This window comes from Cedecea colo, assembly GCF_011808225.1.
Taxonomy (GTDB): Bacteria; Pseudomonadota; Gammaproteobacteria; order Enterobacterales; family Enterobacteriaceae; genus Dryocola; species Dryocola colo.
The window spans coordinates 44240-61237 of record NZ_SOYS01000014.1 but is presented as its reverse complement, the minus strand read 5'-3'; the positions used below and the strand labels follow the sequence as shown (position 1 = coordinate 61237).

Below are 16998 nucleotides of genomic sequence, written 5' to 3'. Positions count from 1 at the left end.
CCTGAATTAAATTGGGGAAGTGATGAGACAAAATGTGCCAGGAAGTAACCCGGGAATGGTGGACAACGAGCTGGACATTCGTGGTTTGTTCCGGACACTATGGAGAGGAAAGTTCTGGATTGTGGGCATGGCGGTATCGTTCGCCATCATCGCCTTGATTTACACCTTCTTTGCCCGACAAGAGTGGAGCGCCAACGCAATCACCGATCGCCCGACGGTCAATATGTTGGGAGGATATTACTCCCAGCAGCAATTCCTGCGTAATCTTGATATCAAAGCCAATATGGTTCCTGTCGATCAGCCTTCCGTTATGGACGAAGCCTATAAAGAGTTCATCATGCAGCTTTCGGCCTACGATACCCGACGCGATTTCTGGCTACAGACCGATTATTACAAGCAGCGTCAGGTAGGAAACAGCAAAGCGGACGCCGCTCTGCTTGATGAAATGGTGGACAATATTCAGTTCACCGCAGGCGATATCACCCGTAACCTTAACGACAGCGTAAAGCTGATTGCTGAAACCGCTGCGGATGCAAATAACCTGCTACGGCAATACGTCGCTTTTGCCAGCCAGCGTGCGGCAAGTCATCTGAACGAAGAACTGACGGGAGCCTGGGCTGCCCGCACCATCCAGATGAAAGCGCAGGTTAAACGCCAGGAAGCCGTTGCCAAATCTATTTACGATCGCAAGGTGAAAAGCACTGAACAGGCGCTGAAAATTGCCGAGCAGCAAAATATCGCTCGCAGCGAAACTGAGGTGCCGGCAGATGAGCTGCCTGATTCCGAAATGTTTATGCTGGGACGTCCGATGCTGCAGGCAAGGCTTGAAAGCCTGCAGGCCGTGGGTCCTGCCTATGACATCGACTATGACCAGAATCGCGCCATGCTCTCAACCTTAAACGTTGGTCCAACGCTCGATCCGCGTTTTCAGACTTACCGTTATTTGCGTACCCCAGAAGAACCCGTTAAACGCGATAGTCCTCGCCGTGTGTTCTTATTAATTATGTGGGGCGCGGTTGGGGCCCTGATAGGCGCTGGTGTGGCGTTAGCCCGCCGTCCAAAAGCGTTATAACGTCCTTGCCTGGTGAAGGCTCGGTAGACGGCCTTCACCTTTTTTAATAAAAGAGAATCACTGTGAAAGTGTTAACTGTTTTTGGCACGCGACCGGAAGCCATCAAAATGGCGCCGCTGGTTCATGCGTTGGCAAAAGACGCGTTTTTTGACGCGAAGGTATGCGTGACGGCCCAGCATCGCGAGATGCTCGATCAGGTATTGAATTTATTTTCAATCGAACCAGATTACGATCTCAACATCATGAGCCCGGGACAGGGTCTTACGGAGATAACGTGCCGGATCCTTGAAGGGCTAAAGCCCATCCTTGAGTCGTTTAAACCCGATGTGGTACTGGTTCATGGCGATACCACCACGACAGTTGCCACCAGCCTCGCCGCATTTTACCAGCGCATTCCAGTGGGACACGTTGAGGCAGGCCTGCGCACGGGCGATCTTTATTCGCCGTGGCCAGAAGAGGCTAACCGCACGCTAACCGGGCATCTGGCCATGTACCACTTTGCCCCGACTGAGAACTCGCGGCAGAATCTGCTGCGTGAAAATATTAGCGATAAAAAAGTCTTCGTGACGGGAAATACCGTAATCGACGCGCTCATATCCGTGCGCGACCGCGTGCTGGCTAATGATGAACTACGCAGTAGCCTCGCGCAGTGCCATCCGTTTTTAGACAGCACTAAAAAGCTTATCCTGGTAACCGGCCACCGCCGTGAAAGCTTCGGCGATGGTTTTGAGCGTATTTGCCATGCGCTGGCAGAAATAGCCAAAGAAAACAGCGATGTGCAAATCGTCTATCCGGTGCATTTCAACCCTAACGTTAGCGAGCCGGTGAAACGTATCCTGGGCCATGTGGAAAACGTAGTGCTTGTCGAGCCGCAGGAATATCTGCCGTTCGTCTATCTGATGAACCACGCGTATCTGATTTTGACAGATTCCGGTGGCATACAGGAAGAAGCGCCGTCGCTTGGCAAACCGGTGCTGGTTATGCGAGATACCACGGAGCGTCCGGAAGCGGTAAAAGCGGGGACGGTTCGTCTGGTTGGCACCGAGACGCAAACCATCGTCCGTGAGGTTACGCGCCTGCTGCGCGATGAAAATGAATATCAAATCATGAGCCGTGCGCATAACCCATACGGGGACGGCACCGCTTGCGAACGTATTTTGTCCGCACTAAAGAACAATCAGGTGGAACTATGAGTTTTTCAACCATCTCCGTTATTGGTCTTGGCTACATTGGCTTACCCACGGCGGCGGCATTTGCTTCCCGTCAGAAAAACGTCGTAGGCATCGATATCAATCAGCACGCGGTGGAGACCATTAACCGTGGCGCCATTCATATTGTTGAGCCGGAGCTGGATAAGGTCGTTAAAAAGGCAGTCGAAGCGGGGTTTTTGCGTGCCAGCACGCAACCTGTCGAGGCCGATGCCTGGCTGATTGCAGTGCCTACGCCTTTTCAGGGCGATCATGAGCCAGACATGGCTTTTGTGAAGGCCGCAGCGGTATCTATCGCGCCGGTCCTGAAAAAGGGTGCTTTAGTCATCCTGGAATCCACTTCGCCGGTAGGCTCCACCGAACAAATGGCCGAGTGGCTGGCGGCCCTGCGCCCGGACCTCTCCTTCCCGCAGCAGGCGGGTGAAGCGGCAGATGTCAATATTGCCTACTGTCCGGAACGTGTATTGCCGGGTCAGGTCATGGTGGAGCTGATTAAAAACGATCGTGTGATCGGCGGCATGACGCCAGTTTGCTCAGCACGGGCCAGCGAGCTTTATAAAATCTTCCTTGAAGGCGAGTGCGTTATCACCAACGCCCGCACGGCGGAAATGTGCAAGCTGACTGAAAATAGCTTCCGCGACGTGAATATCGCCTTTGCGAACGAGCTTTCGCTCATCTGTGCCGATCAGGGCATCAACGTCTGGGAACTGATTCGCCTGGCGAATCGCCACCCGCGCGTGAATATTCTGCAACCTGGTCCCGGCGTTGGCGGGCACTGTATTGCGGTCGACCCATGGTTTATCGTTGCTCAGAATCCGCAGCAGGCGCGTTTGATTCGTACCGCTCGCGAAGTTAACGATGCCAAGCCGCACTGGGTTATTAATCAGGTCAAAGCGGCCGTTGCGGATAGCCTGGCCGAAAGCGGTAAGCGCGCCAGCGAACTGAAAATCGCCTGTTTTGGTCTGGCGTTCAAACCAAACATTGACGATCTGCGTGAAAGCCCGGCGATGGAAATTGCTGGGATGATTGCAAACTGGCACAGCGGTGTAACGCTTGTGGTCGAACCGAATATTCATCAGCTTCCGAAGAAGCTTGAGGGGCATTGCCAGCTGGCGAACCTTGACGCTGCCTTGCAGCAGGCCGACGTGCTGGTCATGCTGGTTGACCATAACGAATTTAAAGCCATCGCGGGCGAGAAAATCCAGCAGCGCTGGGTTGTCGATACCAAAGGCGTCTGGCGTTAATCCGCCATTCCGAGGCTAAGCTATGAACAGTCCGCTTCGTGCCCGGCTTGATGCGCTGGCATGGGAAAATCAGTTCTTTGGCGTTAACAGCGCCATTGTTCGTTTTGCGGACGATGCAGGCGAGCTGACCGCAGAGCAGCTTGCGGCTTACGGACGCGTGCAGGCAAAAATTCCTGCCCATCGCGCTGATTTGCTGAATGCTTTACAGCAGTTCGGTTTTAAGCTGGTCGAAGGTGAAGTCGATCTGGTGCTGTCAGTTGGCACGGAAAATGCTGCATCTTCTGTCGTTGTCGCACAAGCCGCGGATGTCCCTGTTCTGCGCGAAATGGCCGCTCAGGTCTTCACGCAAAGCCGTTTTCGCGCGCCCTGGTATCGGCCAGCCGACAGCGGCCGCTTCTATGCTCAGTGGGTAGAAAACGCGGTGTTGGGCAAGTTTGATCACCAGTGCCTGTTGCTAAAAAAGGGTGACGAGATACAGGGCTTCGTCAGTCTGCGCCAGTTAAACGAGCGTGAAGCGCGGATTGGCCTGTTGGCGGGTCGTGGAGCAGGTGAACAGCTAATGCATGCCGCGAGCTTATGGTGCCAGCAACGCGGGCTGGCAACGCTGCGTGTAGCCACGCAGATAAGCAATACTGCGGCTTTGCGACGTTATATTCAAAGCGGTGCCACCGTAGATAGCACTGCCTTCTGGTTATACAGGTGAAAAAATGATCCCATTTAATGCTCCGCCAGTAGTAGGCACGGAAATCGAATACATGCAGGCTGCGATGGGGAGCGGCAAGCTTTGCGGCGACGGTGGCTTTACGCGTCGTTGTCAGCAATGGCTGGAACAGCGTTTCGGCAGCAAAAAAGTCCTGCTCACGCCATCCTGTACGGCCTCGCTGGAAATGGCCGCGCTATTGCTGGACATCAAGCCTGGCGATGAAGTCATCATGCCAAGCTACACCTTTGTTTCAACCGCGAACGCCTTCGTGCTGCGCGGCGCAAAAATTGTGTTTGTCGATGTGCGCCCTGACACCATGAATATCGACGAAACGTTGATTGAAGCGGCGATTACCGAAAACACGCGAGCTATCGTACCGGTGCACTACGCGGGCGTTGCCTGTGAAATGGACACCATCATGGCGCTGGCGAAAAAACACAGCCTGTTCGTGGTAGAAGACGCCGCGCAGGGCGTGATGTCGACTTACAAAGGCCGTGCCCTGGGTTCTATCGGCCACATCGGCTGCTTCAGCTTCCATGAAACTAAAAACTACACCGCCGGTGGCGAAGGCGGCGCGACGCTTATCAACGATCCGTCGTTAATCGATCGCGCTGAAATCATTCGCGAAAAGGGCACCAACCGCAGCCAGTTCTTCCGTGGGCAGGTGGATAAATATACCTGGCGCGACATTGGTTCGAGCTATCTGATGGCTGATTTGCAGGCTGCCTATTTATGGGCACAGCTCGAGGCCGCGGAAAAGATTAACCAGCAGCGCCTTAAGCTCTGGCAGGCTTATCATGACGCGCTGGCCCCGCTGGCTCGCGCAGGCCGTATTGAATTGCCTTCCGTGCCGAAAGACTGCGTGCAAAACGCGCATATGTTTTATATCAAGCTGCGTGATATGGAAGACCGCAGCGCGCTGATTGCGTATCTCAAAGAAGCCGAAATTATGGCCGTATTCCACTACATTCCGCTGCACGCTTGCCCGGCTGGCGAAAAGTTTGGTTACTTCCACGGCGAAGACCGGTTCACCACCAAAGAGAGTGAACGCCTGGTGCGCCTGCCGCTGTTCTATAACCTTTCTCCGGTTAATCAACGTGCGGTTATCAATACGTTGTTAAGCTACCTCTCCTGATATGTCGCTGGCTAAAGCCTCAGCGTGGACCGCCGGGTCCACGCTGGTAAAAATCGCGGCCGGTCTGCTGGTGGTAAAACTTCTGGCGGTGGCGTTTGGCCCGAGCGGCGTAGGGCTTGCGGGCAACTTTCGTCAGATGGTCACCGTGCTGGGCGTGCTGGCGGGGGCCGGTATTTTTAACGGCGTCACTAAATACGTCGCTCAGTATCACGACTCCCCGCAAGAGCTTCGCAAAGTCATCGGTACTTCCTCAGCCATGGTGCTGGGATTTTCGACCCTGCTGGCGATTATTTTTGTCGTGGCGGCGAAACCGATCTGTGTCGGGCTGTTTGGTCACGACCATTATCAAGGCCTGATACGGCTGGTGGCGCTGGTGCAGATGGGTATCGCCTGGGCGAACCTGTCGCTGGCTATCATGAAAGGCTTCCGGGATGCGGCTGGTAATGCGCTGGCGTTGATTGGCGGCAGCTTCATCGGCGTGGTCGCTTACTATCTTTGTTATCGCTCAGGCGGCTACCAGGGCGCGCTGCTTGGTCTGGCGCTGGTGCCAGCGCTGGTGCTTATTCCCGCAGGTTTCATGCTGGTTAGACGCGAACATGTCCCGCTGGGCTATCTGAAACCGCAGTGGGATAAAGTCTACGCCAGCAGCCTGGGTAAATTTACGATCATGGCGTTAATTACCTCCATCACGCTGCCCGTTGCTTACGTGATGATGCGTAATCTACTCGCCGAGCATTATAGCTGGGATGATGTGGGGATTTGGCAGGGCGTCAGCAGCATTTCAGATGCCTATCTCCAGTTCATTACCGCATCGTTTAGCGTGTACCTGTTGCCAACCTTATCAAGGCTGACGACCAGGCAAGATATCTCCCGCGAGATAGTCCGCTCATTAAAATTCGTACTGTCGGCGGTAGCCGTCGCCAGTTTAACCGTGTGGTTACTGCGTGATTTTGCCATCTGGCTGCTGTTCTCACATAAGTTTATCGCCATGCGCGATCTGTTTGCCTGGCAGCTGGTGGGCGACGTGCTGAAAGTGGGTTCTTACGTTTTCGGCTATTTAGTCATCGCTAAAGCCTCGCTGCGCTTTTATATTTTGACTGAAATCAGCCAGTTTGCTTTATTAACCGGCTTTTCACGCTGGTTGATCCCAGCCCATGGCGCACTGGGCGCCGCACAGGCCTATATGGCGACGTATATTATTTACTTCGCGCTCTGCTGTGGCGTGTTTCTTATTTATCGTAGACGAGCATGACGACACTGATTCACGTACTGGGATCGGATATCCCGCATCATAACCAGACGGTACTGCGTTTCTTTAACGACGCTTTAGCCGCCTCACATCCGCACGCGCGCCATTTTTTGGTGGTCTCAACGGACAGCGCTTTGCCGTCTGCTTTTCCTGAACTTACGATTACGCTCTTCCCGACAAAAAAAGCGCTGGCCAGGGCGGTGACAGAAAAAGCTCGCGCAAACCGCCAGCAGCGGTTTTTCTTCCACGGCCAGTTTAATAGCTCGTTGTGGATTGCCTTGCTGACAGGCGGTCTGAAGCCTGCGCAGGTGAGCTGGCATATCTGGGGAGCAGATTTGTATGAGGCTTCACGGAGCCTCAAGTTTCGTCTCTTTTACCTGCTGCGTCGTATTGCTCAGGGACGCGTTGGCCGGGTATTCGCCACGCGCGGCGACCTTAACTATCTTCATCAGCGCCATCCGCGAGTGCCCGGTGAGCTGCTGTACTTCCCGACGCGTATGGATCCCGCGCTCAATGAAATGAGCAGTGAAGAAAAAACGGGCGGTAAACTTACTTTGCTGGTCGGGAATTCCGGCGATCGCAGCAATCAGCATATCGCCGCGTTGCAGGCGATACACGCTCAGTTCGGTGATAACGTACGTGTCGTGGTGCCTATGGGCTACCCGAAAAATAACAGCGCTTATATCAACGAAGTGCAGCAGGCTGGCAGTACGTTATTCAGCAAGGAAAACCTGAAGGTTCTGGCCGAAAATATCGAATTTAACGACTATCTTGCGCTGCTGCGCCAGTGCGATTTAGGTTATTTCATTTTTGACAGGCAGCAGGGCATCGGAACGCTTTGCCTGCTGATTCAGGCAGGTATTCCGTGCGTATTGAGCCGTAAAAATCCGTTCTGGCAGGATATGGTTGAACAGCATATCCCCGTACTGTTCACCGGCGATCCGCTGGATGAAACGGTCGTGCGTGAAGCGCAGCGCCAGCTACGCTTATTAGATAAACAGCAGATCGCCTTTTTCAACCCCAACTATCTTGACGGCTGGCACCAGGCGTTAGCAATCGCATCAGGAGAAACCGCATGAGTTTGCTGCAATTTGGCGGTCTGTTTGTGGTGTGGTTGGTTTCCGTGATGTTTATCGGCCTGCTGACATATCAGGAGTTCCGCAAGGTACGCTTCAACTTTAACGTCTTCTTCTCGTTACTTTACCTGCTGACCTTTTTCTTCGGCTTCCCGTTTACCTGTACGCTGGTCTTCCGGTTTGGCGTGGGCGTCGTGCCTGCGGATGTACTGCTGCAGGCGCAGCTAGCGGCGACCTGCTTCTACGGTATTTATTACGTCGCCTATAAAACGCGTCTGCGGGCGAAGCGGCCAGCAATCACCGAGCGCCGCCCGTTGTTCACCATGAATCGCGTCGAAACGCATCTGACATGGGTGATGCTGGCGCTGGTTGCGCTGGTAAGCGTTGGCATCTTCTTTATGCACAACGGTTTTTTGCTGTTTAAGCTGCACTCCTACAGCCAGATATTCTCCAGCGAAGTGTCAGGCGTCGCGCTTAAGCGCTTCTTCTACTTCTTTATTCCGGCGATGCTGGTGGTTTACTTCCTTAAGCAGGATGGCCGCGCGTGGATGTTCTTCCTGGTCAGCACCGTGGCGTTTGGCCTGCTGACCTACATGATAGTTGGCGGCACGCGCGCCAATATCATTATCGCTTTCGCCATCTTCCTGTTTATCGGCATTATTCGCGGCTGGATTTCTCTCTGGATGCTGGCGGCGGCCGGAGTATTCGGCATTGTGGGCATGTTCTGGCTGGCGCTGAAACGCTACGGGCTGAACGTCAGCGGCGATGAGGCTTTTTACACTTTCCTGTATCTGACACGCGATACGTTCTCACCCTGGGAAAACCTGGCGTTACTGCTGCAAAACTACGACAAAATCGAGTTCCAGGGTCTGGCGCCCATCGTGCGTGACTTCTACGTGTTTATTCCAACATGGGTATGGCCGGATCGTCCGGGTATTGTGCTTAACAGCGCTAACTACTTTACCTGGGAAATTCTGGATAACCACTCGGGGCTGGCGATTTCCCCGACGCTTATCGGCTCGCTGGTTGTGATGGGCGGCGTGTGGTTTATCCTGCCAGGCGCGGTGGCGGTCGGTCTGATTATCAAATGGTTCGACTGGCTTTATGAACTTGGCAACCGGGAAACCAATCGCTATAAAGCCGCTATTCTGCATAGCTTCTGCTTCGGTGCGATTTTTAACATGATAGTTCTGGCCCGTGAAGGCGTGGACTCCTTTGTCTCCCGCGTCGTTTTCTTCATGATGGTATTTGGCATTTGCCTTCTGCTGGCTAAGCTTCTTTACTGGTTATTTGACAGTGCGGGTTTGATACATCAGCGCCTGCGGCGCATGCCGGGCGTGGAAGCCGGAGCCTGAGTGGATGATAAGGAACAACATGAACGAGTCGATTTCTGCGCCTGGCTACACCATTCGCGGCCTGGCACTGCTGGGCTGGCGTGATATGCAGCATGCGCTGGATTATCTCTATGCTGACGGCTCGCTGAGGTCTGGAACGCTGGTAGCGATCAACGCCGAGAAGGTCCTGACGGCGGAACGCGATCGTGAAGTTCGCGAACTCATTGACGCGGCAGAGTTTAAATATGCTGACGGCATAAGCGTCGTGCGTTCAATTCGGAAAAAGTATCCTGCGGCGCAGGTATCGCGTGTGCCGGGGGCTGACCTTTGGGAAGCGCTGATGGAAAAAGCCGGGCGCGAGGGCACGCCAGTCTTTCTGGTTGGCGGCAAGCCTGAGATCCTGGCCCAGACGGAAGCGAAGCTGCGCAAGCTGTGGAACGTGAATATTGTGGGCAGCCAGGACGGCTACTTCAAAGCGCAGGAGCGGCAGGAGATGTTTGAGCGCATTCGTGACAGCGGTGCGGCGATTGTGACCGTGGCGATGGGATCGCCGCGGCAGGAAATTCTGATGCGAGACTGCCGCAAAGTTTACCCGCAGGCCCTGTATATGGGCGTGGGCGGCACTTACGATGTCTTTACCGGTCATGTTAAACGTGCGCCGAAAATCTGGCAGAAGCTGGGCCTGGAGTGGCTTTACCGGTTGCTGTCCCAGCCAAGCCGCCTCGGCCGTCAGCTCAAGCTACTGCGTTACCTTGCCTGGCACTACACGGGCCGCCTGTAAATAATAAAAAACGCGCTCAAAGGAGCGCGTTTTGTTTTCCTGCCCGGTTTACCCGGCCAAATTGTTAACAGTCGATTTGTATTTTTGCAAAAAATACGAAACCATTGCGCCCTTTTAAAGATCGCCGGTGGGTGAGCAGGACTGAGGAATTTATGGCAGAGAAACAAGCGGAGCTTCAGAGAGGCCTTGAGGCCCGGCATATCGAGCTTATTGCGCTGGGCGGTACTATCGGTGTCGGCCTGTTTATGGGGGCGGCAAGCACGCTCAGGTGGGCTGGCCCTTCAGTGCTGCTGGCTTACATCATCGCCGGCCTGTTTGTGTTCTTTATTATGCGTTCCATGGGCGAGATGCTGTTTCTGGAACCGGTAGCCGGCTCGTTTGCCGTTTACGCGCATCGTTATATGAGCCCGTTTTTTGGCTACCTTACCGCCTGGTCTTACTGGTTTATGTGGATGGCGGTGGGGATATCAGAAATTACCGCAATAGGGCTTTACGTCCAGTACTGGTTCCCTGACTTATCGCAATGGCTGCCGGCGCTTCTCGCCGTTGGGCTTGTGGCGCTGGCGAACCTGGCGGCGGTGCGGCTGTACGGTGAGATTGAATTTTGGTTTGCGATGATCAAAGTCACCACCATTCTCGTAATGATTGTGGTTGGCCTTGGAGTGATTTTCTTTGGCTTCGGTAACCACGGCCAGGCGATTGGCTTTGGTAATCTTACCGAACACGGTGGCTTCTTTGCCGGCGGCTGGAAAGGCTTCTTAACCGCGCTCTGTATTGTTGTGGCGTCATATCAGGGCGTGGAGCTGATTGGTATCACCGCCGGGGAAGCAAAAAACCCGCAGGTCACCTTGCGCAGCGCGGTTGGTAAGGTGCTGTGGCGTATCCTGATTTTCTACGTGGGTGCGATTTTCGTTATCGTGACTATCTTCCCGTGGAACCAGATTGGCAACACCGGCAGCCCGTTTGTGCTGACTTTCGCAAAAATTGGCATCACCGCGGCGGCGGGAATCATTAACTTTGTGGTGCTGACCGCAGCGCTTTCTGGCTGTAACAGCGGGATGTATAGCTGCGGCCGTATGCTGTATGCCCTGGCAAAGAACCGCCAGCTTCCGGCTAAGATGGCGAAAGTTTCCCGCAATGGCGTGCCGGTGGCGGGAGTTGCTGTTTCAATCGCCATTCTGCTGTTCGGGTCGTGCCTGAATTATATTATTCCCAATCCGCAGCGCGTATTCGTATACGTTTATAGCGCAAGCGTGCTGCCGGGTATGGTGCCGTGGTTTGTGATCCTCATAAGCCAGGTACGCTTCCGTAAGGCTCATCGCCAGGTTATTGCCAGCCATCCGTTTAAGTCGATCGTTTTCCCATGGGTAAATTACCTGACGATGGCGTTCCTGCTTTGCGTGTTAGTCGGTATGGGCTTTAATGAAGATACGCGTATGTCGCTGGCCGTCGGGGCGGCATTTTTGTTGCTGGTAACGCTGGTTTATAAGGGTTTTGGCCTGAATAAACGCCTGTCTTGGTAAAATATGCATGGATAAGCAGCAGACTGCACAAAGCGTAACCAAACGCGCTTTTTATTGAAATAAGCACTAGACAGCCGGGCATGAAGCCCGTAATATCCGACCCCGCAACGGCGCTACGCGCCCGTAGCTCAGCTGGATAGAGCGCTGCCCTCCGGAGGCAGAGGTCTCAGGTTCGAATCCTGTCGGGCGCGCCATCTTTTAGAAGGGCGCTTGAGCTGCGGTGGTAATTAACGTACCGCGTGAAAGATTTTACAGTGGTGGCTATAGCTCAGTTGGTAGAGCCCTGGATTGTGATTCCAGTTGTCGTGGGTTCGAGTCCCATTAGCCACCCCATTAATTTAGTGGTTATGATGCGAAGGTGGCGGAATTGGTAGACGCGCTAGCTTCAGGTGTTAGTGTTCTTACGGACGTGAGGGTTCAAGTCCCTCTCTTCGCACCAATCATCTAAGTTAAGTAAAATTCTGACAAAAAAGTAAAAGCAGTATTTCGGCGAGTAGCGCAGCTTGGTAGCGCAACTGGTTTGGGACCAGTGGGTCGGAGGTTCGAATCCTCTCTCGCCGACCACATTTAAGAAACCCCGCTTTTTAGCGGGGTTTTTTGCATCTGTAGCTTAGAGAGGATGAGAAGCTCCGGGGCAGGGAGGTTCGAGCCGAGCGCAGCGAGACAACGTTGCTCAGGCAACGGCCCGCAGGGGAATAATCCTCTCTCGCCGACCACATTTAAGAAACCCCGCTTTTTAGCGGGGTTTTTTGCATCTGTAGTTTAGAGAGGATGAGAAGCTCCGGGGCAGGGAGGTTCGAGCCGAGCGCAGCGAGACAACGTTGCAATAGCCACGGCCCACAGGGCGTGTTTTGTAAAAAAGCCATCCTCTTTCGCCGACCACATTTAGAAAAAGCCAACCTTCGGGTTGGCTTTTTTGCATCCGGCGTTTATAAAAGCTTAGGTTGGATAAGCGTAGTGCCATCCAACGTTACTGGCCGGACATCGGTGGATAGCGCGTTGCTTATCCGCCCTACAAGGCTGGCCTTTTTGTATCTGCTATTTCTGTAAAACGCCTTTGCCCTTATTCCTTGCTTCTGCCCGACTGTCGCAGCTTTGCGACAAACCACATTTGGCTGTCGCTTTTTCACGACGTTTAATTAGCTGATAAATAGGTCTTTTAATTATCCGGCCGTTAAGTGTCTCCTTGGGGAGACAGGCGAAACGGGTGATATCCGTCGCGGTAGCGTCAAACTAGTAGGCTATCCGTAACAATAACTACCTGAAATTGTAGGTATTGCTGGAGCTGGCAAAATGCCGATTCAAACCTGGCATGCTTCGTGCAATAATCCACTTGTAGATGCTCATTCCACTTCTTATGTTTGCTCAGGCTTCATAAACCCAGGAATGACGCAGAGCCAATTACGGTGCTTATCGTCCACCGACAGATGTCGCCTCAGGCCTCATCCGACACCATGGACATAACGTTGAGTGAAGCACCACTTAGTTGTCAAACAGACCTGTTTTAACACCTGCCAACCGGCAGGTGTTTTTTTATGTATCGAGCGAAGGGAAAGGGCGAAAGAACTTCGCCCTGAAGGCTTAAGGATTAGGGTTATTTTGCAGGGTCAGCAGCAGGCCATCACGACGCATCAGCGCAGCTTCTTCCGGCTGATGCAGCCGGTCCAGCGAGTCGGCAAGCCAGGCATAATCAAAGGCATCGGGGCGCTGCTTAATAGCCTCACGAAACGCTTCACTCGCCTGCTGCCATTCGCCACGCTTCATAAATAGCTGGCCCAGCGTGCTATACAGTAGAGGGCGGTCGCCCTGCGTTTTGATTTGCTGACGCAGCGCTTTTTCCAGCTGTTCCGGATTGCCTGACTTCAGGCGAGGCATCAGCAGAATCAGACGTTCGTCATACTGACGTTTCAGGCCGTCCAGTATGATTTCCTGTGCGGCTTCTTGATCGTCACACTCAATAAGATGCTCCGCCATCGCAACCTGCAGCGTCGTTTCATGACGTGTTTTGCGGCTCTGGCTGCGCCACCAGGCTTTCAGGCCATCGTTGCCCCGATCCGCCATGGCCTGATCCATCATCCCAATCCACGCCTGTTCTTGCAGCGCTGCACGATGGGTTTCGTCACCGACCTGTACTTTATCCATAGCAGGCAGAATATCCAGTACGGAACTCCATGCGCCGGTCCGCACATAAGCTTGCTCTGCAAGACGCAGCACTTCCGGATGGCGAGGCGCGACTTCCAGCAGTTTATCTATACCATGGCGAGCCGCATGGTTTTCGTTCCTGGCAAGTTGCAGACGAACACGGGTGATTTCTACCGGTAACTGATCGCTGTCCGCCAGCTCAGCTGCCCGTTCCAGATGCTGGTTGGCGCGGATTTCATCACCGCGTTGCTGCGCCGCTTCGGCCGCCAGCAGGTAATTAACCACGGGCTGTTCGGCGTGATCGGCATTTTTTACCATCAGCTTCTCAACCTGCTGGTAATCGCCTTCAGCCAGCTTCAGCAGTGCCGCTTTAGTTTGCTTACGTGCACGGCTGCTTTTACGTCCCACGAACCAACCTCGGGTACGTGCGCCGGTGCGGAAAATACGACGCAGTATCCATTCGACAGCGAACAGTACGATCATGGTCAGGATCAATACGATTGCCAGACCTGTGACGCTGGTTTCCACGTTGTAGTTATCGGTTTGAATCAGGACATAGCCCTGATGACCCGCCAGCATAGGCCCAAGAACGAGCCCGGCGATCAACAGCAGGAAGAGTAATAAGACTTTAATCATGCTTATTCTCCCTGACTTACTGCGGGCGCCTGTTCAGGCGTGGCTTCGGCTGGCGCGGCGCTGGCTTCGGCTGGCTGAGCAAGTAAATTGCGAACGCGAGTTTGCATCAGTTTTTCCAGCAGCGGCTGGCTTTGCAGCGTTTGCGGGATATCCATATTGATGCTTTGCTGGCTCAGCGCGTCTAATTCATCCAGAAATGCTTTGGTGGCGGCATCGTCGGTGTCGTAATAAGCACGCACCCACGTGGACACGTTTTCCAGCGACTGCTTGTAGGTCTCATCCTGATGACGAGGCACGGCCTGAGCGGCAATTAACAGGCGCGAGCGAATATTCTCACGCAGATAGATATCCTGGTTAGGGGCCAGCAGCGGCACCGCCGTTTCATCGCGGCGGCGAATGGTAATAAAACTATCCATAAAGTTATGCCAGCTTTTCACCAGATTCTGCCGCCATTCGGTCATGGTGCTGGACAGTTCGCTGTCGTCGGAATCCATCGGCGTATCGTCGTTGTCGTTATCCGCAAGGCGAAGGTTATCAACCTGATTAGCCAGCTGGTTTAACTTCAGAACGATGCCGTCGTAATCCACCTGGGTGACCGATGCAAGCGAACTGATATCGTCGGTTAAGGCGCGACGAGCGGTAAGCAAGCTTGGGTCATTCATGTCTGCAAGGCTTGCGTCAGCGCTTTTTAACAACGCGGCGGCGGTAGTGACATCCCGATCGCTCCAAAGCTTACGCCCGGCTAATTTTACCAGGAAATCAGCCTGGGCGAGCAGCCAGGTTTTTGCATCGCTGCCCGAAATAGTGGCCACTTTTTGCTGCACTTCATCTAACTGACGTGCCAGATTTGCCTGCTGGCGGTTGGCTTCATCAAGCGCCGTTGCCTGCTGTTTGATGGTCTTTTCCAGTTCGGCTTGCTGCCGATCCTGCTGTTTTTGCAGCGCGGCAAGCTGGGTCGTCAGCGCATCATTGGTGGCGGTTTGCGCAGAGGTTTGATGTTTGCCATAGCTGTAAAGTCCGGCACCTAACGCCAGAGCAATAGCAATGGCGATGGCACCCAAAGCAATCCCCGCTACGCCGCTACGATTCTTCTGTGGGGATTGTTCCGGTAGCGGCGTGCTTTCTACCGCGGGTTTGGTCTCTTCAACCATGGCGGAGGAAGTATTTTGTTCCGTCATTGTGGCGTCCCATATTGTTAGGTTTATTGTAACGCGCGGAGCAGCGCGTCATTGTCGGCGTTATCGGCGATGCGAATATCCTGCCAGCCCAAATCCCGGGCAAGAATCGCCAAACGCTCACTGACAACAACCAGCTGGCAGTGGAGTAACCAGGCATTGCGATACCACTGCGGAATCAGCGTATAAAGCTGTTGCAGCATTTCACCGCTGGTCACCACGAGAGTGTTTATGCCACGATCGCGCCAGCGAAAAGCCTCTTCTGTTCCGTCATAAATTCTGGCATTGCGTTGATAACATTCGCAAAATTCTACTTTAGCGCCGCGGGCCGCCAGGGTTTCGCCTAACAGCTCGCGCCCGCCGTTGCCACGTAGGATCAGCGCACGCTTACCGGTAATATTCTGTAATTCAGGTAATTGTAGCAAGACTTCACTGGTTTCCCGATCCAACGGATAGCGAACTGGCAAATGGCTCACCGTATGAAACGCGAGGGCGGTTGTACGCCCGATGGCAAACCAGCTCAGGTTCTGCGGCCAGCCGATGCTGTTTTTGCTCAGGAGTGGATTCGCGTACTGCACGACATGCTGAGATAAAATAAAAACCAGATCCTCAGCACGGAGATTGGCAAGCAGCCCCGGCAGCTGTTCCAACTGCCCGCCACGGGAGAATTCGATAAGAGGGAAACTGTACGCCACCTGCCCGAGTGCGCGCAGACGGCTCACTAACTCATCCCCGGCGGGAGAGGGGCGGGTGACAAGGATCGTCATTCGAGGGCGTCCCCGGCATAAACTGCGGCTAACACTTCGCGTGCGCCATTATTGAGCAGCTCTTCGGCCAGTGAAATGCCCATGGCTTCCGCATCTTCAGGTTTTCCACGACGTTCACCGCGTACCATAAAGGAACCGTCCGGCGCGCCAACCAGCGCTCTTAGCCATAACTCGCCGTCTTTCAGTTCCGCATAGCTGCCGATCGGCACCTGACAACCGCCTTCAAGACGCATGTTCATGGCACGTTCCGCGCGCACGCGAATTGCCGTTTCGTCATGATTGAGCGGTGCGAGTAACTCGCGGGTGCGTTTGTCATCGATTCGGCACTCGATGCCCACCGCGCCCTGGCCTACCGCCGGAAGTGAGATTTCGGCTGGAAGCGCGCAGCGAACTCGGGACTGCAACTCAAGGCGATTTAGCCCCGCCACGGCGAGAATAATCGCATCGTATTCGCCCTTATCAAGCTTGCTCAGACGCGTGCCTACGTTGCCACGCAGCGAGCGAATAACCAGCTCCGGGTGGCGTTCAGCAAGCTGGCACTGGCGGCGGAGGCTGGAGGTGCCAACGATGCTGCCTGGAGGTAAATCATCAAGGCTTGCATACCGATTAGAAACGAAGGCGTCCCGCGGATCGTCGCGCTCACAAATGGTTACCAGCCCCAGCCCTTCCGGGAATTCGACCGGCACATCTTTCATCGAATGCACGGCAATATCAGCACGACCCTCAAGCAAAGCCAGTTCTAGCTCTTTGACAAACAGCCCCTTTCCGCCAACTTTTGCCAGGGGTGTATCGAGGATGACATCGCCGCGCGTGACCATTGGCACCAGCTCAACGGTGAGTTGCGGATGGCAGGCCATCAGGCGCTGTTTAACATATTGTGCTTGCCAAAGCGCTAATGGACTTTGGCGAGTGGCAATTCTTAATTCTTTGTCTAACATGCTTGTTACCGTAAT

At 54.1% G+C, this 16998-nt stretch carries 14 protein-coding genes, 4 tRNA genes and 2 other RNA genes; 16 read left to right on the top strand and 4 right to left on the bottom strand.

The window, feature by feature from the left end; genetic code table 11:
- The first annotated feature begins 22 nt into the window (after window positions 1-22).
- The 16 genes from wzzE (at window position 23) to E2L00_RS20405 (ending at window position 12207) form a co-directional block, all read left to right on the top strand.
- On the top strand, window positions 23-1072 hold the full coding sequence (wzzE, locus tag E2L00_RS20480) for an ECA polysaccharide chain length modulation protein (protein WP_167614814.1): 1050 nt from the start codon (window positions 23-25) through the stop codon (window positions 1070-1072).
- Between the two features lie 62 nt (window positions 1073-1134).
- On the top strand, window positions 1135-2265 hold the full coding sequence (gene wecB, locus E2L00_RS20475; protein WP_167614812.1) for a non-hydrolyzing UDP-N-acetylglucosamine 2-epimerase: 1131 nt from the start codon (window positions 1135-1137) through the stop codon (window positions 2263-2265).
- Window positions 2262-3524 (top strand): UDP-N-acetyl-D-mannosamine dehydrogenase, encoded by a 1263-nt coding sequence (gene wecC, locus E2L00_RS20470; RefSeq protein ID WP_167614810.1) that lies wholly within the window; start codon window positions 2262-2264, stop codon window positions 3522-3524. The genes wecB and wecC overlap by 4 nt, the downstream gene beginning before the upstream one ends.
- A gap of 22 nt (window positions 3525-3546) precedes the next feature.
- Window positions 3547-4227: a dTDP-4-amino-4,6-dideoxy-D-galactose acyltransferase gene (gene rffC / locus E2L00_RS20465; RefSeq protein ID WP_167614808.1), complete on the top strand. Its 681-nt coding sequence runs from the start codon at window positions 3547-3549 to the stop codon at window positions 4225-4227.
- A gap of 4 nt (window positions 4228-4231) precedes the next feature.
- Window positions 4232-5362, top strand: a complete 1131-nt coding sequence (gene rffA, locus E2L00_RS20460) for a dTDP-4-amino-4,6-dideoxygalactose transaminase (RefSeq protein ID WP_167614806.1) — start codon at window positions 4232-4234, stop codon at window positions 5360-5362.
- 1 nt (window position 5363) lies between these two features.
- Window positions 5364-6614, top strand: coding sequence for a lipid III flippase WzxE (wzxE, locus tag E2L00_RS20455; RefSeq protein WP_167614804.1), 1251 nt, complete (start codon window positions 5364-5366; stop codon window positions 6612-6614).
- The gene (locus E2L00_RS20450; protein ID WP_167614802.1) at window positions 6611-7690 is read left to right on the top strand and encodes a TDP-N-acetylfucosamine:lipid II N-acetylfucosaminyltransferase; all 1080 of its coding nucleotides are present in this window, start codon (window positions 6611-6613) and stop codon (window positions 7688-7690) included. The genes wzxE and E2L00_RS20450 overlap by 4 nt, the downstream gene beginning before the upstream one ends.
- On the top strand, window positions 7687-9042 hold the full coding sequence (wzyE, locus tag E2L00_RS20445; RefSeq protein ID WP_167614800.1) for an ECA oligosaccharide polymerase: 1356 nt from the start codon (window positions 7687-7689) through the stop codon (window positions 9040-9042). The genes E2L00_RS20450 and wzyE overlap by 4 nt, the downstream gene beginning before the upstream one ends.
- 19 nt (window positions 9043-9061) lie before the next feature.
- Window positions 9062-9802, top strand: coding sequence for a lipopolysaccharide N-acetylmannosaminouronosyltransferase (gene wecG, locus E2L00_RS20440; protein ID WP_167614798.1), 741 nt, complete (start codon window positions 9062-9064; stop codon window positions 9800-9802).
- A gap of 152 nt (window positions 9803-9954) precedes the next feature.
- The gene (gene thrP / locus E2L00_RS20435; RefSeq protein WP_167614796.1) at window positions 9955-11325 is read left to right on the top strand and encodes a bifunctional threonine/serine APC transporter ThrP; all 1371 of its coding nucleotides are present in this window, start codon (window positions 9955-9957) and stop codon (window positions 11323-11325) included.
- A 117-nt stretch (window positions 11326-11442) separates the two neighbouring features.
- Window positions 11443-11519 (top strand) — tRNA-Arg (locus tag E2L00_RS20430).
- 63 nt (window positions 11520-11582) lie between these two features.
- Window positions 11583-11658, top strand: a tRNA-His gene (locus tag E2L00_RS20425).
- Between the two features lie 19 nt (window positions 11659-11677).
- A tRNA-Leu gene (locus tag E2L00_RS20420) sits at window positions 11678-11764 on the top strand.
- Window positions 11765-11812: 48 nt separating this feature from the next.
- Window positions 11813-11889 (top strand) — tRNA-Pro (locus E2L00_RS20415).
- Window positions 11890-11923: 34 nt separating this feature from the next.
- A non-coding RNA gene (locus E2L00_RS20410) (RtT sRNA) lies at window positions 11924-12041 on the top strand.
- A 34-nt stretch (window positions 12042-12075) separates the two neighbouring features.
- Window positions 12076-12207: non-coding RNA, RtT sRNA (locus E2L00_RS20405), on the top strand.
- Window positions 12208-12906: 699 nt separating this feature from the next.
- Here E2L00_RS20405 and hemY read toward each other — a convergent pair.
- Genes hemY through hemC form a run of 4 tightly spaced genes read right to left on the bottom strand, consistent with a single transcriptional unit; the run spans window position 12907 to window position 16983 of the window.
- Window positions 12907-14103, bottom strand: coding sequence for a protoheme IX biogenesis protein HemY (gene hemY, locus E2L00_RS20400; protein WP_167614795.1), 1197 nt, complete (start codon window positions 14101-14103; stop codon window positions 12907-12909).
- 2 nt (window positions 14104-14105) lie between these two features.
- Window positions 14106-15281, bottom strand: a complete 1176-nt coding sequence (gene hemX, locus E2L00_RS20395) for a uroporphyrinogen-III C-methyltransferase (protein ID WP_167614794.1) — start codon at window positions 15279-15281, stop codon at window positions 14106-14108.
- Between the two features lie 23 nt (window positions 15282-15304).
- Window positions 15305-16045: a uroporphyrinogen-III synthase gene (gene hemD, locus E2L00_RS20390; RefSeq protein ID WP_167614793.1), complete on the bottom strand. Its 741-nt coding sequence runs from the start codon at window positions 16043-16045 to the stop codon at window positions 15305-15307.
- The gene (gene hemC / locus E2L00_RS20385) at window positions 16042-16983 is read right to left on the bottom strand and encodes a hydroxymethylbilane synthase (protein ID WP_167614792.1); all 942 of its coding nucleotides are present in this window, start codon (window positions 16981-16983) and stop codon (window positions 16042-16044) included. Before hemC ends, hemD begins: the two co-directional genes overlap by 4 nt.
- Window positions 16984-16998 lie beyond the last annotated feature (15 nt).